This is a genomic window from Myxococcales bacterium (genome assembly GCA_016712525.1).
In the GTDB taxonomy this organism is placed as follows: domain Bacteria; phylum Myxococcota_A; class Polyangia; order Polyangiales; family Polyangiaceae; genus JAAFHV01.
Genome location: JADJQX010000007.1, coordinates 770,481 through 789,818 on the forward strand (window position 1 = coordinate 770,481; position 19,338 = coordinate 789,818).

The 19,338-nt window shown below is 70.2% G+C and carries 17 protein-coding genes; 4 read left to right on the top strand and 13 right to left on the bottom strand.

Features of this window, described 5'->3' with window-relative positions:
- The first annotated feature begins 259 nt into the window (after positions 1-259).
- Both IPK71_20410 and bioB read left to right on the top strand, forming a co-directional pair.
- Positions 260-2,038, top strand: coding sequence for a hypothetical protein (locus tag IPK71_20410; GenBank protein ID MBK8216099.1), 1,779 nt, complete (start codon positions 260-262; stop codon positions 2,036-2,038).
- An 89-nt stretch (positions 2,039-2,127) separates the two neighbouring features.
- Positions 2,128-3,081 carry a biotin synthase BioB gene (gene bioB / locus IPK71_20415; protein MBK8216100.1) on the top strand — a complete coding sequence of 318 codons (954 nt, stop codon included), beginning with the start codon at positions 2,128-2,130 and terminating at the stop codon, positions 3,079-3,081.
- A 136-nt stretch (positions 3,082-3,217) separates the two neighbouring features.
- Here bioB and IPK71_20420 read toward each other — a convergent pair whose 3' ends face one another.
- The 10 genes from IPK71_20420 to asnB all read right to left on the bottom strand — a co-directional run bounded on the left by IPK71_20420 (position 3,218) and on the right by asnB (position 14,626).
- Complete coding sequence (locus IPK71_20420; GenBank protein MBK8216101.1) at positions 3,218-4,768, bottom strand: glycosyltransferase family 39 protein; 1,551 nt, start codon at positions 4,766-4,768, stop codon at positions 3,218-3,220.
- A complete protein-coding gene (gene lpxB, locus IPK71_20425) occupies positions 4,768-5,907 on the bottom strand; it encodes a lipid-A-disaccharide synthase (GenBank protein ID MBK8216102.1) in 1,140 nt (379 codons plus the stop codon). The genes IPK71_20420 and lpxB overlap by 1 nt, the downstream gene beginning before the upstream one ends.
- A complete protein-coding gene (locus tag IPK71_20430; GenBank protein MBK8216103.1) occupies positions 5,904-7,007 on the bottom strand; it encodes an HRDC domain-containing protein in 1,104 nt (367 codons plus the stop codon). Before IPK71_20430 ends, lpxB begins: the two co-directional genes overlap by 4 nt.
- A 94-nt stretch (positions 7,008-7,101) precedes the next feature.
- Positions 7,102-8,067: a matrixin family metalloprotease gene (locus tag IPK71_20435; protein MBK8216104.1), complete on the bottom strand. Its 966-nt coding sequence runs from the start codon at positions 8,065-8,067 to the stop codon at positions 7,102-7,104.
- Entirely contained in the window at positions 8,064-8,705 is a 642-nt protein-coding gene (locus IPK71_20440; GenBank protein ID MBK8216105.1) for a hypothetical protein, read from the bottom strand. The genes IPK71_20435 and IPK71_20440 overlap by 4 nt, the downstream gene beginning before the upstream one ends.
- A 67-nt stretch (positions 8,706-8,772) precedes the next feature.
- A complete protein-coding gene (locus IPK71_20445) occupies positions 8,773-9,825 on the bottom strand; it encodes a ketoacyl-ACP synthase III (GenBank protein ID MBK8216106.1) in 1,053 nt (350 codons plus the stop codon).
- A gap of 82 nt (positions 9,826-9,907) precedes the next feature.
- Positions 9,908-10,810: an NAD(+)/NADH kinase gene (locus tag IPK71_20450; protein MBK8216107.1), complete on the bottom strand. Its 903-nt coding sequence runs from the start codon at positions 10,808-10,810 to the stop codon at positions 9,908-9,910.
- Positions 10,807-11,460: an NUDIX hydrolase gene (locus IPK71_20455; protein MBK8216108.1), complete on the bottom strand. Its 654-nt coding sequence runs from the start codon at positions 11,458-11,460 to the stop codon at positions 10,807-10,809. The genes IPK71_20450 and IPK71_20455 overlap by 4 nt, the downstream gene beginning before the upstream one ends.
- Before the next feature lie 140 nt (positions 11,461-11,600).
- The gene (locus IPK71_20460) at positions 11,601-12,752 is read right to left on the bottom strand and encodes a glycosyltransferase family 4 protein (protein MBK8216109.1); all 1,152 of its coding nucleotides are present in this window, start codon (positions 12,750-12,752) and stop codon (positions 11,601-11,603) included.
- On the bottom strand, positions 12,749-14,626 hold the full coding sequence (asnB, locus tag IPK71_20465; GenBank protein MBK8216110.1) for an asparagine synthase (glutamine-hydrolyzing): 1,878 nt from the start codon (positions 14,624-14,626) through the stop codon (positions 12,749-12,751). Before asnB ends, IPK71_20460 begins: the two co-directional genes overlap by 4 nt.
- Before the next feature lie 228 nt (positions 14,627-14,854).
- Between asnB and rpsB the strand changes: the two genes are divergently transcribed.
- Both rpsB and tsf read left to right on the top strand, forming a co-directional pair.
- Positions 14,855-15,688: a 30S ribosomal protein S2 gene (gene rpsB / locus IPK71_20470; protein MBK8216111.1), complete on the top strand. Its 834-nt coding sequence runs from the start codon at positions 14,855-14,857 to the stop codon at positions 15,686-15,688.
- Between the two features lie 139 nt (positions 15,689-15,827).
- Complete coding sequence (tsf, locus tag IPK71_20475; GenBank protein ID MBK8216112.1) at positions 15,828-16,736, top strand: translation elongation factor Ts; 909 nt, start codon at positions 15,828-15,830, stop codon at positions 16,734-16,736.
- A gap of 153 nt (positions 16,737-16,889) precedes the next feature.
- Here tsf and IPK71_20480 read toward each other — a convergent pair whose 3' ends face one another.
- From IPK71_20480 to IPK71_20490, 3 genes are all read right to left on the bottom strand, one after another.
- Positions 16,890-18,170, bottom strand: coding sequence for a hypothetical protein (locus tag IPK71_20480; protein ID MBK8216113.1), 1,281 nt, complete (start codon positions 18,168-18,170; stop codon positions 16,890-16,892).
- A 145-nt stretch (positions 18,171-18,315) separates the two neighbouring features.
- Positions 18,316-18,936: a recombination protein RecR gene (gene recR / locus IPK71_20485; GenBank protein MBK8216114.1), complete on the bottom strand. Its 621-nt coding sequence runs from the start codon at positions 18,934-18,936 to the stop codon at positions 18,316-18,318.
- Between the two features lie 65 nt (positions 18,937-19,001).
- Positions 19,002-19,322, bottom strand: a complete 321-nt coding sequence (locus tag IPK71_20490) for a YbaB/EbfC family nucleoid-associated protein (protein ID MBK8216115.1) — start codon at positions 19,320-19,322, stop codon at positions 19,002-19,004.
- Positions 19,323-19,338 lie beyond the last annotated feature (16 nt).

Below are 19,338 nucleotides of genomic sequence, written 5' to 3' on the forward strand. Positions count from 1 at the left end.
CCCTCGCGAAGCATTTCGACCGCCGCGACCTCGTCCCCAAGCTTCGGGAGGCCGTCGACGCGGTTACGGACGAGCTCCGTGGCCTCGCGATCGCCGCGCTCCACGACGCCGGTGACGTCACCCTCGCGCGGGAGCTCGCGGTCGTGCACGCGGGCAGCCGGTCCCTCGCGACCGCCGTGTGGTCCGCGTGTGTGCTCGCGGCCAAGGGAGACGTGACCACCGAGGCGCGTGTCCGCTTGCTCCAGCGGGACATCGCCGAGTGAAGGCCGCGCTCGGCCTCGGGATCACGTGGGCTGTCTTGGCGCTCGCGGGTGCGCCGATGCCTGCGATGGCAGCCGAGCTCCCGAAAGATCCCCTCGAGGTCGACGTCGACGCTGACGACGACGATGGTGACGGGGTGGCCGATGGCGCCGCGCCACGTGTCGCAGGCGTTGCCGCGCGCGACCTCGTACCTCTCCCCACCTATGCGATCGGCCGTACCGTCGAGCTCGTGGGCGGCGGACTGCGCGCGGTCCTCCCGGACGGGCGACCCGTCACCACACCGCTCGTCGCGCCTCGGGGAACGGCGATCCAGGCCGTGGCGTCCCCGCGCGACTCGGCGTCCCTCGTGGTCGACGGGAAGACCCGGGTGCCGGTCGTCGTGCGTGCGTACGGGTTCGAGGATCGTGCGGAGGTTGCTACGGCTCCGGCCACGTCCTTCCTCGGCTTCTCTCGAGCGCTCCCGGACGTGCCCCCGTCGGAGGATCCCGACGCCTTTCGGATCACCGCCCTCGGCCCCGAGCCGGGCCCCGTCGACGTGCTCTCGGTCGACGCGAAGGGGGCGCTCCTCGGGCGCATCGACGGCGTCCCGCTCGACGCGGAGTGTGGCAAGGCGCGCCCCGGCTGCCACGCGTCGCGGCTCCTCCGGGTCGTGGTCGACGGCGTCGATGGCTCGCATCCCTCGTCGCTCGGGCGGAGCCTCGTGGGCCGCGTCGGTGGGTTCGTCGTCGTGCTTCGCGGCCGGCGCAAGGTCGCGAGCGTGCGTGTCGTCGGCCCGCGCGGGGTCGTGACCGAGGCCTACCGCCTTCGGGTGAAGGGCACCGTGCTCCGCGCCGAGAAGACCGGAAAACCCGCGCTCTTCGGGAACGAGGTCGACGCCGTCGCGGAGGCGCGCGCCGACCTCAGCGACGCCGCGGCCCTCTTTTCCCAGTGTGGAGTGGCCGTCGACGTGGCCGACGCGGACGTGCGTGTCGCGAGCCCACCGCCACCGTCGCTCGTCTCGTTCGGAAACGACCTGGGTCTCCCGGCCTCCGGCGGCGAGGTGCGCGCGCTCGTCGACGGCAAACACGTCGCAGCCCCGATCGCGCCGGGGGCGACGCCGCTCGAGGCGGCGATGATGTTTGCTAAGTATTTGGAACTTAACGGTTTTGTCGCCGAGGTAACGCGGAACGCGCGTATCGCTCCCGGGGCTACGGGGAGCGTCGACGTGCGGGTGCTTCGGCGGGGCGGGGGGCCCGCGCGGGTCTCGACCGAGGGCCCCATGACCACGGATCGCACGCTGGCCGTCGCGCTCGGTGTGGTCGAGCTCTCCGATGGCCTCACCCACTTCGGCGACATGGATTCGCCCTCGGGCACGCTCGAGGAGCGGTCGCTCGTGAAGTCGCTCGAGCCCGTCACGCGTGGCGCGCACGTCGTCTACGTCCCGTATTTTTCGGGCGGGGGGCGCATCGGCGAGTCGTTCATCTACGGAGACGGCTCGAGCGTTCGGAACGTGGTCATCGTCGACCGGTCGGGCGCTCGCGCCAGGCAGAGCAGCCACGCCGTCGCGCACGAGCTCGGCCACGTGCTGCTCGACATGCCCGGGCACCCCGACGATTTCGGCAAGGACACCCCGCACCTCCTCATGGACTCCGACGCGTCCGACGCTTCGGCCTACGGCCCACGGAGGCTCACGAACGACGAGTGCGCCCGGATCGTGCGGGAGTCGGGGCCACGGTCGAAAGCGCCCATCCTCGAGGTCCTCCCGCGGGGCCCCGTGCCCGCGCTCAAGCTCCCCTGAGGCCCCGCGAATCTCCCTACGCGGGAGGTGTCGTGGAATCGTCCAAAGGCGGCGCGCGGAACCGCCGAACTTTTGCTAGCTTCCGCGCCATGTCGTCTCCCCGCTTCGACAAGGCCACCGTCCGCGCCCTCTACGATCGACCGCTTCTGCCCCTCATCGACGAGGCGCGCAAGGTCCACCGGGAGCACCACCCCGACAACGAGGTCCAGCTCTGCACGCTCCTCAGCGTGAAGACGGGAGGTTGCCCGGAGGACTGCTCGTACTGCCCGCAGTCGTCGAAATACGAGACGAACGTCGAGCCGGAGAAGATGCTCGACGTGGAGAGCGTGATCGCGAGCGCTCGCCGCGCGAAGGAGCTCGGCTCGACACGCTTCTGCATGGGCGCCGCGTGGCGCGAGGTGAAAGAGGGGCCGGCGTTCGATCGGGTGCTCGAGATGGTGCGCGGGGTGAAGGGCCTCGGCCTCGAGGCGTGTGTCACGCTCGGCATGCTCGACGAGAGCCAGGCGAAGCGCCTCCACGAGGCCGGGCTCGACGCCTACAACCACAACCTCGACACGAGCCGCGAGAACTACAAGTCGATCATTCGCACCCGCACCTTCGACGACCGTATCAAGACGCTCGAGAACGTGCGGAAGGCCGGCATCACCGTGTGCTCGGGTGGGATCATCGGCATGGGCGAGAGCGACGACGATCGTTGCGAGATGCTGCGAACCCTGGCGAACCTCGAGCCTCAGCCCGAGAGCGTGCCGATCAACGCGCTCGTCCCGGTCGAAGGGACGCCCCTCGCCGATCGCCCGCCGGTCGATCCCCTGGATCTCGTTCGCATGATCGCCGTGGCGCGTATCCTCATGCCGAAGTCGCGTGTGCGCCTCTCGGCGGGCCGCGAGTCGATGACGCGCGAAGCACAGATGCTCTGCATGCTGGCCGGGGCGAACTCGATCTTCTTCGGAGAGAAGCTCCTCACGACCGCGAACCCGGCCGAGTCCGACGACCTCGCGCTCCTCCGCGACGCCGGCCTCGGGATGATGGCCCCGAGCGTCTGACGCACGCCCCCTCGGCGGCCACGGGCGCGAGAAGGGTGCGCTTCCGGGAAGAAGCCCCTTTCTCGGAGAAATGAGGCTGACGACGGCGTTCGCCGGCCTCTTTCCTCCCCGAAGGCCGCCCGGCAGCGGCTCGCGATCAGGGGGCTTTTCGTGCCTCTCGCGCGAAGGTCGTCAGGGTGAACGTACGGGTCGGTCGCCCGCCTCGGTACACCGTGACCCGGCGCTCTGCGATCTTCGTATGTGCCGGGAGGGCCGCTTCGGGGCGCGCATCGAAACGTGTATCTTTCACGTAGTGCACCCTCGGCGCGCTTCGCCACACGTCGCGGGGAAGCCAGCCGTCGAAGTCGTCGCGGATGGGGGTGTCGCATCCGACGCGCGCCCCGGGGATCGCGGCGGCGACCTGAGCGCACACGACCCAATGGGGGCCGACGATGACGTCCCCCTCGGAGAGCTCCTCGCGGAGCGCGCTCGTCGCGTCGGGCCAACCGAAGAGCTCGTTCGCGATGTCGTAGCGGGGATCGTACGACCGTGGGGCGAGACTTGCCGCGCTCGGGACGAGGATCCACGCGTGCACGGCAGCCGAGATCACGGCGGCGCCGAGGGTCGATGCCACGAGCGCGCGCCGGGAAGGCGAGGGCACCTCGTCCGGGCACGCGGCGACGAGCACCACGAACGAGAGCCACGCGGGGCCCATCCAGTGAGGCTCGGCCTGGCGGCTCGCGAGCGAAATCAGGGCGAGCCCAGCCGCAGGGAGCGCGGTCGCGAGCGCGAGGAAGCGGACCTCGGGACGTGAGGCCCGGAGGGACGCGGAGAGCTTCTTCCCGCGGAGCGCCGCGAGCACGACGAACCCGGGCGAAATGTAGAGGAGCTGCCCCAGCGTGAGCGACCCCGCGCCCTTCACGAGCGGAGGCAGGCCCTCTTGGGTCTCGATGAGGCGGTGCCGGAGCATGGGGAACCCCGCCGAGACCTCGTGGGTGACGAGCGGCGCGACGACGAGGAGCCCGAGCGCTGCGCCGAAGAGCGTGGCCCGCCGGCCCGAACGCTCGCGGAACGCCGACACGAACATGACGAGAAAGATTAATGATCCCGATGCCTTGGCCCATGTCGCCGCGCCCGCGACGAGGCCCAGGGCGGCGAGCGCACGCGCCGCTCGTGGGGTGCCCTCTTCGCGCGCGGCGAACGCCCCGAGGGCGAGCGCGAGCAGCCAGAGCGGCGCGAGCAGGAGGTCGGGGGTGAGGGCGAAGAGCCCGATCGCGATCATCGGGGTGACCGCGACGACGAGCCCGGCGATGGCCGCACGACGGAGGCTCGCGCCGGCGATCGACGCCGTGGCCGCCACGAGCGGCGGCACGAGGGCGCCCACGAGCGACGTAAGGATGTGCGCGTCGGCCGGGCGCGGCGAGGTGCCATGCCCGATGAGGCCCGCCACCGCACCGACGAGGCCCGGGTGATCGAGGTACCCGAGCTGAGGATGCTGCGCGTACGTGGCGTAGAGGGCCTCGCTGTCTCCGAAGCCGACCACGCCCGCGGCGTACGTGTGGATGGCGAGGCCGAGGGCCGAGACGAGCCCGAGCCCGATGACCTCGCGCGGGATCGGGGCCGCCTCGGCGGTCGCGCGAGCCTCGGCGGGAGAGGCGGGCGAGGGACCTCGTGTCTTGCGCGGGCGCGCGCCCTTCTTCGCCGCCATCAGCCGAAGAGGTAGGGCCGCACGATCCGGGCGACCTCGGCCGAAGGGGAGCGCCTGTCACCGAGCATCCGCACGACCTCGGCGCAGGCCTCTTTTCGGGCGTCGTCGTCGAGGGCGCGCGCGAGCGCGTGGGCGAGGGATGTCGGGCCGACGTCCCGCTGGACGAGCTCGTCGAAGGCGCGGCGACCGAGGAGCACGTTCGGCAAAGCGACGTGCGGCGTGCGAAGCAGGAGCCTCGCGAACGCCTCGGTCACGAGATCGACCTTGTAGGCGACGACCGGCACGACCCCGGCGATCGCGCACTCGAGGGAGGCCGTCCCCGACGCGACCAGCGCCGCGTCGAAGGCCGGCAAGATGCGCCCGATGCCGGCGGTCGCGTCGACCTCGAGCGGTTCGAGCGCGATGCGCTTGGCCGCGTCGAGGGCGAACGCGCGCGTCGTGTCGTCGAGGCTCGGGGCGAGCAGGAGCCTCCCGTCCACGCTCGCTCGATCGTGGCGGACGTGCTCGTACGCCTCGAGCATCGCGGGCAAGAGCGCACGAACCTCGTGCGGGCGGCTGCCGGGCAGGATGGCGACGGTCTTCGCGCGGCTCGTGAGCGAGAGCACCGTACGGGCCTCGTCCCGCGGGAGGCCGCGGGTCTCGAGCGCCGGGTGGCCCACGTAGCTCGCGTCGACGCCTTTGGCGCGCCAGAGGTCTTCCTCGAACGGGAGGATCACGCAGAGGCGATCGACGAGCCCGCGCAGCGTCTTCGCGCGCCCCTCGCGCCACGCCCAGATTTGTGGGGCGATGTACCACACGATGCGCACGCCGAGCGGCCGCAGCTCACGCGCGAGGCGCATGTTGAGCTCGGTGTAGTTCACGAGCAGCGCCACGTTCGGTCGTTCGTCTCGAGCCGCCGCGACGAGCGCTCGAAAGACCCGGGCGAGCTCGCGGGCCGACCGGAGGGGGGCGGTGAGACCGACGGCCGTGGTCTCCCGGAGGTGGCCGACGAGCCTCGTCCCCTCGTGGGCGAGCGCGGTCCCCCCGAAGCCGAGCGACGAGACCCGCGGATCCTCGCGCAGCGCCCGCACGACGGCCGCTCCGGCCCGATCCCCCGAGGCCTCGCCCGCGACGACGAGCAGCTTCGCCGCGTCGCTCACGGCGTCTCGGGCCCCGCGAGCGCAGAGAGCAGCGCATCGCCGTAGCGCTCGATCCGGAACGCCCCGAGCCCGTCGACGTCCGCGAGCTCGTGGACGGTCTTCGGCGCCCGCGACGAGAGCCGGCGGAGCACGTGGCCGGGGAGCACGACCTGCGGGCTCACCTCGCGGCGCTCGGCCTCGGCTTTCCGCCAGCCCGTGAGGCGGTCCTCGCGCGCGCGTCGCTCCCTCCGCTCCGGCTCGGGGAGCTTCGGCGGGTGGATGGCGGCGAGCTCTTCGGCGGTGAGCGGAGGGTGCGTCTTCTGGACGAGCTCGAGGAACGTCCGCGACAGCGCGCGGCCCCGCCCCCGATGCGCGCCGGGGATTCGCTCGAGGCGCGCGAGCGAGGTAGGTCGTTCGGCCGCGACGGCGAAGAGCACGTCCGCGTTCACGACCTTGTAGGCCGGTACGTCGAGCGAGCGCGCGAGCTCTTCGCGAGCCTCGGTGAGCGCGCGGAGGAGCGGCAGGTCCGCGGTCTTCGCGCGGTCGACGCCCTTCAGTCGAGCGAGCGCGGGGCGGTCGTCCTCCCCCGGACGCGCAGCCTCGGCGAGGCGGTAGCGGGTCTCTTCGGTGAGCTCCGCGGTGATGCCCTTCGCCTCGGCTTCGGCCGAGAGCACCTCCCACAGGCGAAAGAGGTGGACGACGTCCGTCGCGAGGTACGCAAGCTCCCGCTCCCCGAGGGGGCGCTTGGCCCAGTCGGCGTGCTGGAGGGACTTGTCGACGGTCAGGCCGAGCTCGCTCTTCAGCACCGACCCGAGCCCCGTGGCCGGCCGACCGAGGAGGGAAGCCGCGAGCGCCGTGTCGTGGACGCTGCAGAGCGGTGCCCCGGCCCGATGCAACATGCGCGCGTCGAACCCGAGGTCGTGGACGATGGTCGCCGGCCCGTCGCGGAACACCTCGGCGAGGCCCGCGACGTCGAGCTTCAGGCTGTCGATGACGAACACCGCGACGGGCGTCGCGATCTGGACCACGCACAGGCGCGGCGTGTACGCGAAGAGGCCGTTCGACTCGACGTCGACCGCCACGATGGGCTCACGAAGGAGGTCCGTGCAGAGCGAGGCCAACGCGCCCGGCTCGTCAATGTAAGTCGTTTGTGTCAAAATTTAATCCAGTATGTTTCGCTGGGCGTGCCGCGGTGGGGCGCGCGATCCGAGCTCGTCAGGGCTGCCTTCGGCGGTGGCGCATCACGAGCGCCGCGCCGAGGCACGCGAAGGTCGCGAAGAGGGGCACGCCGGGGCTCGGGGCCGATGCCGACGTGGCGACGACGCCGCAGCCACCCGTGTCGGCCTCCGATTCGCAGTCGCGCTGGAGCCCGGCGTAGGGCGTGGGGTCGCAGGCCCCGCCGCTCGTGACCTTCCCTCCGAGCACGGGGCGGGTCCCGTCGGGGCGGTACACCGAGCAGATGCCGCGCACGTCGTCGGCGTGGAGCTCCCGCGCGCTCGAGCGACCCTTGTCGTACGTCGCGAACATGACCGCCTGGGTCTGCTCCGAGTGCGCCATGCCGAGGAAATGCCCCGCCTCGTGGGTCACGACGCTCGTGAGGTCGTAGTCGTTCCCACCCGGCTCGCCCGCCGTCATGTTGTGGTGGAACGTGTTGAGCTCCATGTCGGCGCCGAAGATCTCGCCGGTCTCCGTGTTGAACTTCACGGTCGTGAGCCCGATCGTCTCGGGCGAGCGTGCGGCGCCGTCGGCCGTCTTCCATTCGTTGTCGCGAAAGAGGATGACGTTGACGTTCGGCCTGTCGAGGGCCGTCTCGACCTTCTGGCAGAGCGCTGGCCCGACGTCGCGCACGTCGATGCTGGTTCGTGACGTGGCCGCGCCCTCGGTCGTGCAGCTCGCGCCCGTCCACCGGGTGAAGCTGCGCGCCACCACGTTGGCGACGTCCTCGAAGGCGAGCTTGCGTGAGACGCGGTTGTCGATGCTGTAGCCGACGCACGCGTTCCGCCAGAAGAGCGGCAGCCCCTCTTCGTTGCACCGGCCCGAGTCGCTCGGGTTGAACGACGGGTCGATCGACACGGTCCGCGATCGACAAAAAGCGAGGGCGTCTCGCGGCGCGAGGCCCACGACCCCGAGGGCGACGAGCGCCGCCGTGACGTGCGCGGTCCGCACGAGCCGCCGGCTCACTTGTGGAGGCGCTTCCATTGCACGACGACGTCCCGGGTCACGTCCTCGAGGGCGCGCCCGTGGAGGGCGTCGACCGCCGCGACGGGCCCGGGGGCTGCCGCGCGGGCCTGCGGGGCCACGGGACCGACCCGCGACTCGACCGCCTGATTCCTCGGGAGAAGGAGGCCGCAGTTCGCGTTGCGGACCACGCTCTTTCGCTTGGAAGCGGCGTCGACGAGGACGGGGAACTGCCCCTGCGCGCGCGCCACCACCGAGAACGTCCCGGGCTTGATCGAGCGCGCGAAGAGCAAGGACGACTTGCCCTGGATGAACACGGGCTCGCCGTCGACGAGCTGGCCGATCTTGCCGATCGAGCCCCCGAGCGTGCGGACCCACATCTCGGAGCCCGCTTGGCCTTGACCTGCCACGCCCTCTTCGATCTTGAGGTGGGTGTAGGTGACGATGCGGTTTTCCTCCCACACGCTCTTTTGGTCCATCGGCGTCGCGACGACCACGAGGTCGGCGTCGGTCACCATGTCGTCGTAGGTGACGGCGAACGACACGGAGGCCTCGGCGGCCTTGGGCGAGAGCCAGGCGACCGGACCGACGAACGAGAGGGCGAGGGCAAGGGATACGAGGCGAGGCCGAACGGACCGCATGCCCCGAAGATAGCAGGGAAATCCGGCCTGCGCGAGGGCGCCGCGACCTCGCCCGCCGAGGCGGAAATTACCAGCGAACGAGCGCCGCGCCCCAGTGGATTCCGGCGCCCAACGCGAGCAGCATGTTGAGCTCGCCCTTCTTGAGGTTGCCGTTTCGCGTGTTCTCGTCGATGAGGATGGGGAGCGTGCCAGCGCTCGTGTTCCCGTACTTCGCGATGTTCACGGGCATCTTCTCGGCGGGGACGCCGAGCTGCTCGCGGATGTACTCGTTGATGCGGGCGTTCGCCTGGTGCGCCAGGAACCAGTCGATGTCCTCGGCGGTCTTGCCCGTCTCGGCGAGCAGCGCGCGGGCCGTTCGGGGGAGGCGGGTGACCGCGAATTTGAACAGATCGCGCCCCTCCATACGGGGGACGTACGCCTGCTCGTCGTACATCGATGGCTTCCAGTACGGGCGCGTCCGGAAGCCTCCGCCGGGCACGTAGAGCGTCTCGGCGCTCTTTCCGTCGGTGTGGAGCTTCATGGCCACGAGGCCGGCTTCACGGTCGGTCTTGCGGAAGACGAGGGCGCCGGCGCCGTCTCCGAAGAGCACGGCGAGGGCCCTGTGCGCGTTCGCGCGCTCGCGCGCCTCGGGGGTGACCTCGCCCTCGCGCTCGCCGGTCAAGATGTCCCAGTCGTTCCACGGCATGAAGCCCGCGTGCGCCTCGGCGCCGACGAAGAGGACCGTGCGCGCCGCTCCGGACGCGACGAGCCCATCGACGAGCTGGAACCCGAAGAGCATCGCCGCGCATTGCTGGCGGATGTCGAGCGCGGGCACCCCATCGAGGCCGAGCTTCGCCGCGAGGAGGGCGCCCGAGCCGGGGAAGATGTACTCGGGGGTCATCGTCGCGAAGACGACGTAGTCGATGTCGCTCGCGGAGATGCCGGCCGCCTCGATCGCGCGCTTCGAGGCCTCGTACGCGAGGTCGCTCGCCCCTTGGCCTTCGGCCACGAAATGCCGCTGCCGAATGCCGGAGCGCTGCGCGATCCACTCGTCCGACGTGTCCATGACACGAGACAAGTCGTCGTTTTTAATGGGTTTTCCGGGGACGAAATGCCCCGTACCGATGATTTCGACGCCCATGGCAGCGCCACTGTCAGTGAACTTGCCGCCCGAGGGAAGCTCTTTCGGCACGTGCCGCCCGCGGGGGCGAGGCTCGGGCGAGTCAGCGGGTCGACCGGAGGCCGAGGACGGTGAGGCGCTCCGCCGCGCGTCGCATGACGACGACGTCTCCGATGGTCACGTCGAACACACGATCGTGTCCGTCGAGGAAGAGCTTCGCCTCGCGCATCTTGCTGATGAGGGTGACCCGTCCGTCTTTTCCGACGAGCCCACGCCGGTAGCGGATGGTCTTCCCGATCGCCGTGTACGGCTCGCGCACGACGACCTGCACCTTGCGCGAGAGGAGGGGGAGCACGCGCCCTCCTGCGCTCTTTTGGGCCGCCGTCGAGCCCGCCGCGGGGCCGACCCAGAGTCCGCTCGAGCGCTGCTCCTCCTCGACCACGCCGTCATCGGGATCTTCGACCCGGAGGATGTAGCGTGACGTCGCGGCGGGCGACGCGTGGCAGAAGAGCGCCTCGTTCAAGACGCGGGACGAGATGGTGCGGTCGTTCACCTCGACGCTCATGCGCGTGAGGTCGGCGCGGGGGAGGCGGCCTTCGAGGGCGTCGCCGATGGCCCTCTTCGCCGTGCCCTTCTTTCCGTAACAAAAGAAGCCGACCGAATGCCGAGGCGCGCTGTTGATGCCGAGGAGCGGCACACCCTCGCCGAGCTCGTGCGAAGCCCGGAGGAGCGTCCCGTCGCCGCCGACCGTCACCACGAGATCGCCGCGACCTGCCCGCGCGAGCGCGCGCGTCTCGACGCGCTCGTGGGGCACGCCGAGCGCCTCCAAGGCGCCCATCACCTCCGTGATCGCGGCCTCGTGGTCGACGTGAGACTTCCGCAGCTTCCTCACGGACACGTCGCCGCGCTCGAGCAAGTCGGCGATGCGCGCGTCCTTCGACTCGACCACGAACCTTCGGTAGGTCGTCTTCTTGGCCACCACGAGCACGCGCCGGATCGGGGTCATGGTGCCCTCGGCTCGAGGGCGAGGGCGTCCGCGAGGCGGCGGAGGCCGAGCTCGGTTTTGGCGTCCACGAGGCCGTGTGCGCCGAGATCACGGAGGGCCACCTCGAGCGGGACCGCGACCACGTGGGCGTGGCGCTCGAGCGGAGAGCCGTCTTCTTCGGGCGGGACGAGCGCCTCCGGATCGACGTCGGCCACGACGAAGTGTTGAATCTCGGCGATGATCCCGGGGGCGGGGACGACCGGCGGTCCGAGCCTCCGAAGGGCGCTGGGCGCGAGGCTCGCGCCGGCCTCTTCGAAGAGCTCACGCGCGCCGGCCTCTTCGATCGACTCGCCGCTCTCGACGAGCCCGGCGGGGAGCTCCCAGACGTTTCCGAGGCCCGGATCTCGGAGCGAGAAAGGGATCCTCACGGCCGAGCGGAGCACGACCCACGTCGTTCCGTCGGCGCGGAAGGTCGGCACGATCACCACGGCGTCGGGCGCCTTTCGTTCGACGATGTCGTAGAGGAAGGGCTCGCTCCGCTCTCCGCCCGGGTACTCGCACGAGGCCGTGACGCGGAGGAGATCGAGGAACGTGCGCCCGCCGGGTGGCCGGGGGCGTACGTCGGCGCACGTGATCGCGGGCGGCGCGGGGAGCTTCGTCGTGCGTTCCAAAGGCTCGCGTAGCCTAGACCAAGCGCGCGGGCGGGAGCCTCGAAAAGGGAGAGACGCCTCGCGTTCGCCGCCGGCGTCGAGCGGGTAGCCCCACGGCGTGGCGCGAGCTTGGGCCATAACCTATGGAAACAATTGCGAAACTATGGGCGTTGCGCCAAGAGCTCGTCGTAGATGGCGAGCGTGCGTTCGGCGACCCTCCGGTCTCCGAACTCCTCGACGGCGATGGCTCGACCTCGCGCTCCGAGGCGTGCGCGGAGGGAGTCGTCCTCGACGAGCCTTCGGATCGCGTCCGCGAGCGCCTCCCCGGACCTCGGAGGCACGAGGAGCGCGTTCTCGTCGTGGCGGGCGATCTCGCGGCACCCGGGCACGTCGGTCGCGACGATCGCGCGCCCCGAAGCCGCCGCCTCGAGCAGGGCCTTCGGGAGCCCCTCCCGGTACGACGGGAGGCAGACGACGTGCGCGCTTCGCAGGACGGCGTCCATGTCGTCGCGCCAGCCGAGGTGCTCGACGAGCCCTTCGCGGACCCACGTGGCGACCTCTTCGCGCGTCGCCGACGCTGGATTTCCCGGGTCGGGCTCGCCTGCCAGCACGATTCGGGCGCGCACTCCGCCGCGCTTCAAGATGCGCGAGGCCTCGACGAGCTCGAGCAGCCCCTTGTCCTTCAGGAGGCGCGCGGGCAAGAGGACGACCTTGTCGCCCTCGGGCTCTTCGGTCGGGTGGAACCTTTCGGTGTCGACGCCCGCGCCGCGCACGATGACCACGTTGCGCTCGGGCACGAGGCGCCACTTGAGCCACGCCGCGCGGTCGTCCTCGTTCTGCAGGATGACGCGCGTGCTCGACCCCGAGAGCAGCCCGCGGTACGCGATCGTGAGCCCCGCGCGGATCGAGCGCGCGAGCGGCGCGTCGGTCGAGAAGACGTAGCCGAGCCCGCCCATGGCGTTCACGATCGCGCGCACGCCCGTGACCTTCGCGGCGAGCGTGCCGTAGAGCATGGGCTTGATCGCGATGTGGTGCACGACGTCGGGCCGCTCGCGCGTGTAGAGGGCCACGATCTCGGCGAGCGTGGCGGCGTCGACCGCGGGGTTCTTGCCCTGCCTCACCATGCGGATGGGGACGTGTCGGATGCCCGCCTCGGCGAGCTTCGTCACGTACGGGCCCGTGGGGGTCGCGACCGTCACGTCGAAGCTGGCGTTCTTCGCCGCGACCGCGAGGCTCAGCCTGTGGCAGACGAAGTACCAGTCCCAAGCCCCGAGAAAGAGTAGCTTTTTCCCGTTTCTGCGCGGAAGCGTCACGGCGCCTCCTCCATCTGACGAAGCCACGTCTCGAGGGTGAGCAAGAGCCACACGCGCTGGCCGTGGTCGGCCTTGCCCGCGTCTTGCTCGGCCAAGAGGCGGCGCACCTCCGCCTCGTCGACGTAGCGGTAGAGCCGCGCCCCGGGCGCGAACGCGTCGTCAAGCATGCCCTTCAGGGACGTCCGGAACCACGCCGCGAGCGGCACGCCGAACCCCATCTTCGGGCGGTTCACGAGCGCGTCCGGGAGCATGTCGGGGAAGGCCTTCTTCAAGATCCACTTCTTCGAGAGCCCGCGCCGCCTCATGCCGTCGGGGAGGCGTGCGGCGAAGTCGGTGAGGGCGCGATCGAGGAACGGCGACCTCAGCTCGAGCGAGTGCATCATGCTCGAGCGGTCGGCCTTCACGAGGAGATCGTAGGGGAGGTAGGTCTCGTAGTTGAACGCGAGGATGCGCGAGAGCGCCGAGGCCCCCGACGTGGGCGCGAGCACGTCGTGGGCGAAGGACGTGACGCGCTCTCGCCCCGTTCGCGCGCGGGCCTCTCCCACGAGCGCGTCGAGCCGCGGAAGGAAGTAGGGCGAGTAGGAGAAGAGACGGTCTTCGAGGCTCGCGGCCGAGGTGACGAAGAAGCGCCTCGCCTTCGCGCGGAGGCCCTTCTCGGTGGGCCCGGGAGGCACGAGGCTCGCCGCGCGCGCGGCCACGTGGCGGAGCGGCGCGGGGATGCGCTCCGCGACCTCGGCCGCCAGGAAACGCTCGTAACCACAAAAGATTTCGTCCCCGCCGTCGCCCGTGAGGGCGACCGTGACGTGCTCGCGCGTGAGGCCCGACACGATGCTCGTCGGGAGCGCCGACGAGTCGCCGAAGGGGCCGTCGTGCATGCGCACGAGAGGGTCGACGAGGTCGGTCGCGCGAGGGGTGACCCGGAGCTCGGTGTGGTCCGTGTCGAAGCTCTGCGCGGCCATGCGGGCGAAGCGCGTCTCGTCGTAGGCGGGGTCGCCCTCGAAGCCGATCGAGAACGTGCGCACCTTCCCCCGGGTGTGCTTCGCCATGAGGCCCACGACGACGGTGGAGTCGATCCCGCCCGACAAAAAGGCGCCCACGGGCACGTCGGCGACGAGCCGCCTCTTGACCGCGGCGTCGAGGAGGCGACGCACCTCGGAGGCCGCCTCGTCGGCCGAGATCTCGAGGGGCGGATCGGCGAACGGCGCGCGGTAGTAGCGCCGGATCCGCGGGGCGCCTGCGCCCTTCGCGAGGGACAGGCAGTGCCCCGGGCGGAGCTCGCGCACCTCGGCGTGGGCCGTACGGTCTCCGTGGCCGTGTCCGAGCGCGAGGAAGACCGAGAGCTCGTCCTCGTCGACCGTCGTCCTGAGGCCGGACGCGCGGATCGCCTTGATCTCGGACGCGAACACGAGCCCGTCGGGCACCTGGGTGAAGAAAAATGGCTTCTTTCCGGCCGGATCTCGGGCGGCGAACAGCTCTCCGCGCTTGGTGTCCCAGATGGCGAACGCGAACATCCCGGTGATGCGGTCGAGCACGGCCTCGCCGAACGCACGGTAGCCCTCGAGCAGCACCTCGGTGTCGGACCGCGATCGGAACGAGACCCCGCGCTCCTCGAGCTCCGCGCGCAGGAGGTGATGGTCGTAGATCTCGCCGTTGAACACGATGACGAGATCGCCCTTTTGCATGGGCTGGGCGCCGTTCTCGGTGAGGTCCAAGATGGCGAGGCGGACGAACCCGAAGGTGGCCTCGGGGCGATCCCCTTCGCCGGGGAGGCGCAGCACGGCGCGTTGATCGGGACCGCGGTGGGCCATGACCTCGAGGGCGCGATCGGCGTTCACGGGGCGCGAGGTGCCGATGGCCCCGAAGATTCCACACATGGAGAGGTTCCTCCGCGACGCACCGGCCCCGGGAGGCTCCGGGGGAGAGGTGCGAGAGGGGTGTACCATGGTCCCTCCTCCCTTGACACGGGCTGCGGCACGACTAGGGTGCCGCTCCCACTCCACACGCCCCACGCGAAACCACCCGTTCGGTGCACCCCCCGGAATCGTCCGGCGGTGCTTGCGGGAGGAGGGGCGGAGGACAAAACCGAAAGGAAAAATCGCACCATGACCGAGCTCAATTCCCAAGGCCTGCCGCAGCTGCGCGGCGACCTCCCGCTTCCCCTCAAGTCCCTCCTCGACGCCGGCGTGCACTTCGGTCACCAGACGAAGCGCTGGAACCCCAAGATGCGCCCGTACATCTACGGCGCCCGCAACGGGATCCACATCGTCGACCTCGACCAGACCGCCCGCCTCTTCGCGCGCGCCTTCCACTTCGTCCAAGAGACGGTCGCCCGCGGCGGTCACCTCCTCTTCATCGGCACGAAGCGCCAGGCCCAGGAGATCGTGCAGGAGGAGGCCCTCCGCTCTGGCTCGTTCTTCGTCGTCAACCGCTGGCTCGGCGGCACGCTCACGAACTTCCGCACCATCAAGGGCGGCCTCGAGCGTATGCGCCAGCTCGAGCGCATGAAGGAGGACGGCACCTACCTCCAGCTCCCGAAGAAAGAGGTCTCGCGCCTCGAGAAGGAGCGCGATCGCCTCGAGAAGTACCTCGGCGGCCTCAAGAACATGGGCTCGCTCCCGGCGGCCGTGTTCATCATCGACCCGGCCATGGAGACGATCGCCGTCCAAGAGGCGAAGAAGCTCGGCCTGCCGATCATCGCCATCACCGACACGAACTGCGATCCCGACACGATCGACTACGTGATCCCGGGCAACGACGACGCCATCCGCTCGATCAAGCTCATCACGCAGCGCATCGCTGACGCCGTCGTCGAGGGCACGCAGCGCCGCAAGGAGCAGCCGTCGCGTGACGAAGGCCGCGGCGGTCCCCAGGCCGAGGTCTTCCGCGGTCGTCGTGGGCCCCAGGCCGACGCTTCGGCCGAGCAGCCCTCGAGCTGACCTCCGGGGGCTCGCTCGAGCTCCCCGGACACACGGCCCTCCGCGGGCCGACGAGACCGGGGCGCGAGGTCACTCTCGCGCCCCTTCTCATGAAATAAGTTACTAAATTCAAACAGTTACGATCGAGAAGGAACACGTCATGGCCGAGATCACTGCCAAGCTTGTGAAAGAGCTCCGCGACCGCACCCAGGCTGGAATGAGCACCTGCAAAGAGGCGCTCGTGGAGGCCGCGGGCGACATCGACAAGGCGATCGAGATCCTCCAGAAGAAGCGCGAGATCAAGAGCGCCAGCGTGGCCGGCAAGATCGCGACCGAGGGCGAGGTCCGCACGCTCGTCTCGGCCGATCGGAAGCGCGGCACGATCGTCGAGGTCAACTGCCAGACCGACTTCGTCGCCCGCGGCGACGACTTCCAGGGCTTCCTCGGCGAGGCCGTGAAGGCCGCGGCCGATCTCGCGGTGGGCGCGGCCCTCCCCGAGGCCCTCGAGCAGAAGCGCAAGGACATCTCCGGCTCGACCGGCGAGAACGTCGTCATGCGCCGCTGGGAGAACATGACCGCCAAGGGCGACGGCGGCGCGATCGTCAGCTACGTCCACATGGGCGGCAAGATCGGCGTCCTCCTCTCGGGCGAGGCCCCCACGGCCGCCGCCGCGAAGGAGCCCGCCTTCATCGAGTTCCTCGACAACTGCGCGATGCAGATCGCCGCCATGTCCCCCACCGTGGTCGACAAGTCGGAGGTCGCCGAGGCCGAGATCGCGAAGCAGAAAGAGATCTTCGCGGCGCAGCTCAAGGACGAGGGCAAGCCCGAGGCTGCCTGGCCCAAGATCATCGAGGGCAAGGTCACGAAGTGGTTCACCGAGATCACGCTCCTCGGCCAGGACAACGTCTGGGGCGCCGAGGGCACCATCGACAAGCTCCGCCAGGACCTCGGCAAGAAGCTCGGCGGTGAGGTGAAGCTCCACTCGTTCTTCCGCTACGGTCTCGGCGACGGCATCGAGAAGAAGGTCGACGACCTCGCGGCCGAGGTCGCGAAGATGACCGGCGGCTGAGCCTCCGCTCACCTCGAAGCACGGCGGCGCGCCTCCCTCCTCGGGGGCGCGCCGTTCGTTTTTTTGCGCTTCGCCCAGCGGGCTTTTCCGCGCGCCGGAGCGTCGGCGTGCACGAGCCCGTCCACGGGGCGTAGGACTTCGGCGATCGGAGCGTCAGCGAGGCGCGAAGGTGTTGTCGTCCTCGCCGAAGACCGCCACGAGGTGGATGCGCGAGAAGCCGCGGAGGAGGTCGTTGTACGAGCGGGGGCGCGCCTGGTCCAAGATGGCGCGGTAGAGGTCGAGGCCGGTCGCGCCGTCGTCGCCGTAGGCGGGGAGGGCGTTCGCGACCACGTCGAGGAACTTCGTGCCCTTGGGATCGGTCGCGCCGTTGACGGCGATCTTCTTGTCGTGGAGCGCGCGCCCGAGGTAGCCGAAGGTCTGGCAGCCGTTCAGGTAGAGCACCTGGTACTTGCCCTTCGCGACCTTCGTGCGCTCGGCGAGCGAGTTGACGTTCTTCCCGAGGCCGGAGTGCCCGCTGTAAACGATGAGGTCGGCCTTCTCGCTCGCGGGGCCGTAGATCGCGTCGAAATCCGCGCCCGCGGCGGCGACTTCGTTCACGAGCACCGCGCGGAAGCTCACCGTGATCTCGCGCCCGCCGACGGTCGCCTTGCCCGTCACCTCGCTCGATTTGACGACCGTGGCCGAGCGCCCCGCGTCCTTGCGGGTCGCCCCGGTGAGCGTGCCCATCGTCTTTTCGATGACGTTCTCCATCTCGCGTGCGCCTTCGTCTTGCGGCGTGTCGCTCGAGATGATGCCGAAGACCCCCACGACGTCGATCGCGCCGTCCTCGAGCATCTTGTCGTACTCGGGGTACTTGTTCGTCGTGGCGTTGGCGCTGCGGGTTACCGTGACGGGCGCACGAACCACGTCGGCGGCCGCCGGCGTGCACCCCGAGGCCTTCGGGTTGAAGTCGTGCCAGAAGGTGTCGACCCCGTACTCGTTTTTGCCACACGTCCCGTCGTAGGTGCGGTTGAAGCGGTCGAGGGCCGTCACGTCGCGCGGGAGCACGAGCTCGTACGTGCGCGGCGTGGCGACGCTCTTCGGCCAGATCACCGGCAGCTTCGCCTTGTACGCGATGCGCTTCTTGCCCGCATCCGCCGCCGCCTCGGTGAGGCCCCCCACCTCGACGAGGCCGACCTGGCCGTTGCCACCGACGTGCGTCGTGAGGGCGCCCTGCACGTACGCGAGCTGGGCCACGATCGCGTCGCGCGCCTCGGCCGACGACGACGCGACCACCTCGGCGTCGAAGGTGAAGTCGAAGAGCTTGCCGTCGTTCGAGGTGATCGCCACGTCGGTCGTGTCCTCGGTGGGCTCCGACGTCTCTGCGGAGCAGCCCGCGGCGAAGAGACAGAGGTGCGCGGCCGCGAGGAAACCGAACGTGCGAGAGAGCTTCATGGCCCCCCTCCAGCAAGTCCCGTTCCACGAGTCCTACATGTAGGCGCATCGAAAGGGCCTGGAAATACGGCGGGGCTTGGTGTCCGTGTGGATCGGGCGCGGCGCTCTCTGGATCGACGATGGCTCATCGCCGAGGCGCGGTCGACTAGAGCTTCTGCCGTCCTGCGAGGGCGCGGCCCATGGTGATGGGGTCGGCGTACTCGAGATCACCGCCGTGCGGCACACCGCTCGCGATGCGCGAGAGGGTGACGCCGAGTGGGCCGAGCTCGCGCTTCAAGAAGAGCGCGGTGGCCTCGCCGTCGACCGAAGGGGGGGTCGCCACGATCACCTCGGTGATGCCTTCGTCGCGCACGCGCCGGAGCAGCTTGGGCACGGGGAGGTCGTCCGGCCCGATGCCTTCGAGCGGCGAGAGGAGCTTGCCGAGCACGAAGTAGCGGCCCCGCATCGTGCCGGTGCGCTCGATCGCGAAGAGATCGTGCACCCGCCCCACGACGCAGAGGAGGGTCCCGTCGCGGCGCGTGTCCGCGCACACGGCGCACGTGCGCTCCTGTCCGAGCGGCGCGCCCTCGGGAGACTCGGCGAGGTTGCCGCAGCGGGCGCACGGGCCGACCACGTCGGGGAGCGCGCCGAGCTCGCGCCCGAGCTCGTGGAGGACCTCGGGATCTTGGCCGAGGAGATGGAGGACGTAACGATTGGCGGTCTTCTCGCCGACGCCAGGGAGGCGCGTGAGGAGCTGGGCGATGCGGCGTACGCGGGGAGGGAGCATCGGGGCTCTTCGGCCGGCTCGGACCCCGCGACGGCGCGCGGAGCACGAGCGGCCGCGAGGTCAGATCAGGTGAGGCCCGGGATCTTCACGCCGCCGGTGACCTTCTCGAGCTCGGCCGCCATGGCCTTGTCGGCGGCGTCGGTCGCGCCGTTCACCGCGGCGACCACGGCGTCGAGCGTGAGCTCGAGGCCCTCGCTCTTCAGGAACTCGGGATCGACCTCGATGCGGGCGACCTTGCCGCCGTAGGTCGCGGTCGCTTTGACCTTGTCGCCGGCCGAGCCGAACACGACCTCTTTGTCTTTGAGCTCCTCTTTGGTCTGGTCGATCTTGCGCTGGATGCGCGCCGCCTGACGCATGAGCTCGGTCATTCCACCACGAAAATTCATAACGATCCTCGATTCT

Bases quoted from the DNA above. Each gene is read 5' to 3' on its own strand.
- bioB (MBK8216100.1), top strand. From the start codon at position 2,128: ATGTCGTCTCCCCGCTTCGACAAGGCCACCGTCCGCGCCCTCTACGAT.
- IPK71_20420 (MBK8216101.1), bottom strand. From the start codon at position 4,768: ATGGCGGCGAAGAAGGGCGCGCGCCCGCGCAAGACACGAGGTCCCTCG.
- IPK71_20440 (MBK8216105.1), bottom strand. From the start codon at position 8,705: ATGCGGTCCGTTCGGCCTCGCCTCGTATCCCTTGCCCTCGCCCTCTCG.
- IPK71_20445 (MBK8216106.1), bottom strand. From the start codon at position 9,825: ATGGGCGTCGAAATCATCGGTACGGGGCATTTCGTCCCCGGAAAACCC.
- IPK71_20450 (MBK8216107.1), bottom strand. From the start codon at position 10,810: ATGACCCCGATCCGGCGCGTGCTCGTGGTGGCCAAGAAGACGACCTAC.
- asnB (MBK8216110.1), bottom strand. From the start codon at position 14,626: ATGTGTGGAATCTTCGGGGCCATCGGCACCTCGCGCCCCGTGAACGCC.
- rpsB (MBK8216111.1), top strand. From the start codon at position 14,855: ATGACCGAGCTCAATTCCCAAGGCCTGCCGCAGCTGCGCGGCGACCTC.
- tsf (MBK8216112.1), top strand. From the start codon at position 15,828: ATGGCCGAGATCACTGCCAAGCTTGTGAAAGAGCTCCGCGACCGCACC.
- IPK71_20480 (MBK8216113.1), bottom strand. From the start codon at position 18,170: ATGAAGCTCTCTCGCACGTTCGGTTTCCTCGCGGCCGCGCACCTCTGT.
- recR (MBK8216114.1), bottom strand. From the start codon at position 18,936: ATGCTCCCTCCCCGCGTACGCCGCATCGCCCAGCTCCTCACGCGCCTC.
- IPK71_20490 (MBK8216115.1), bottom strand. From the start codon at position 19,322: ATGAATTTTCGTGGTGGAATGACCGAGCTCATGCGTCAGGCGGCGCGC.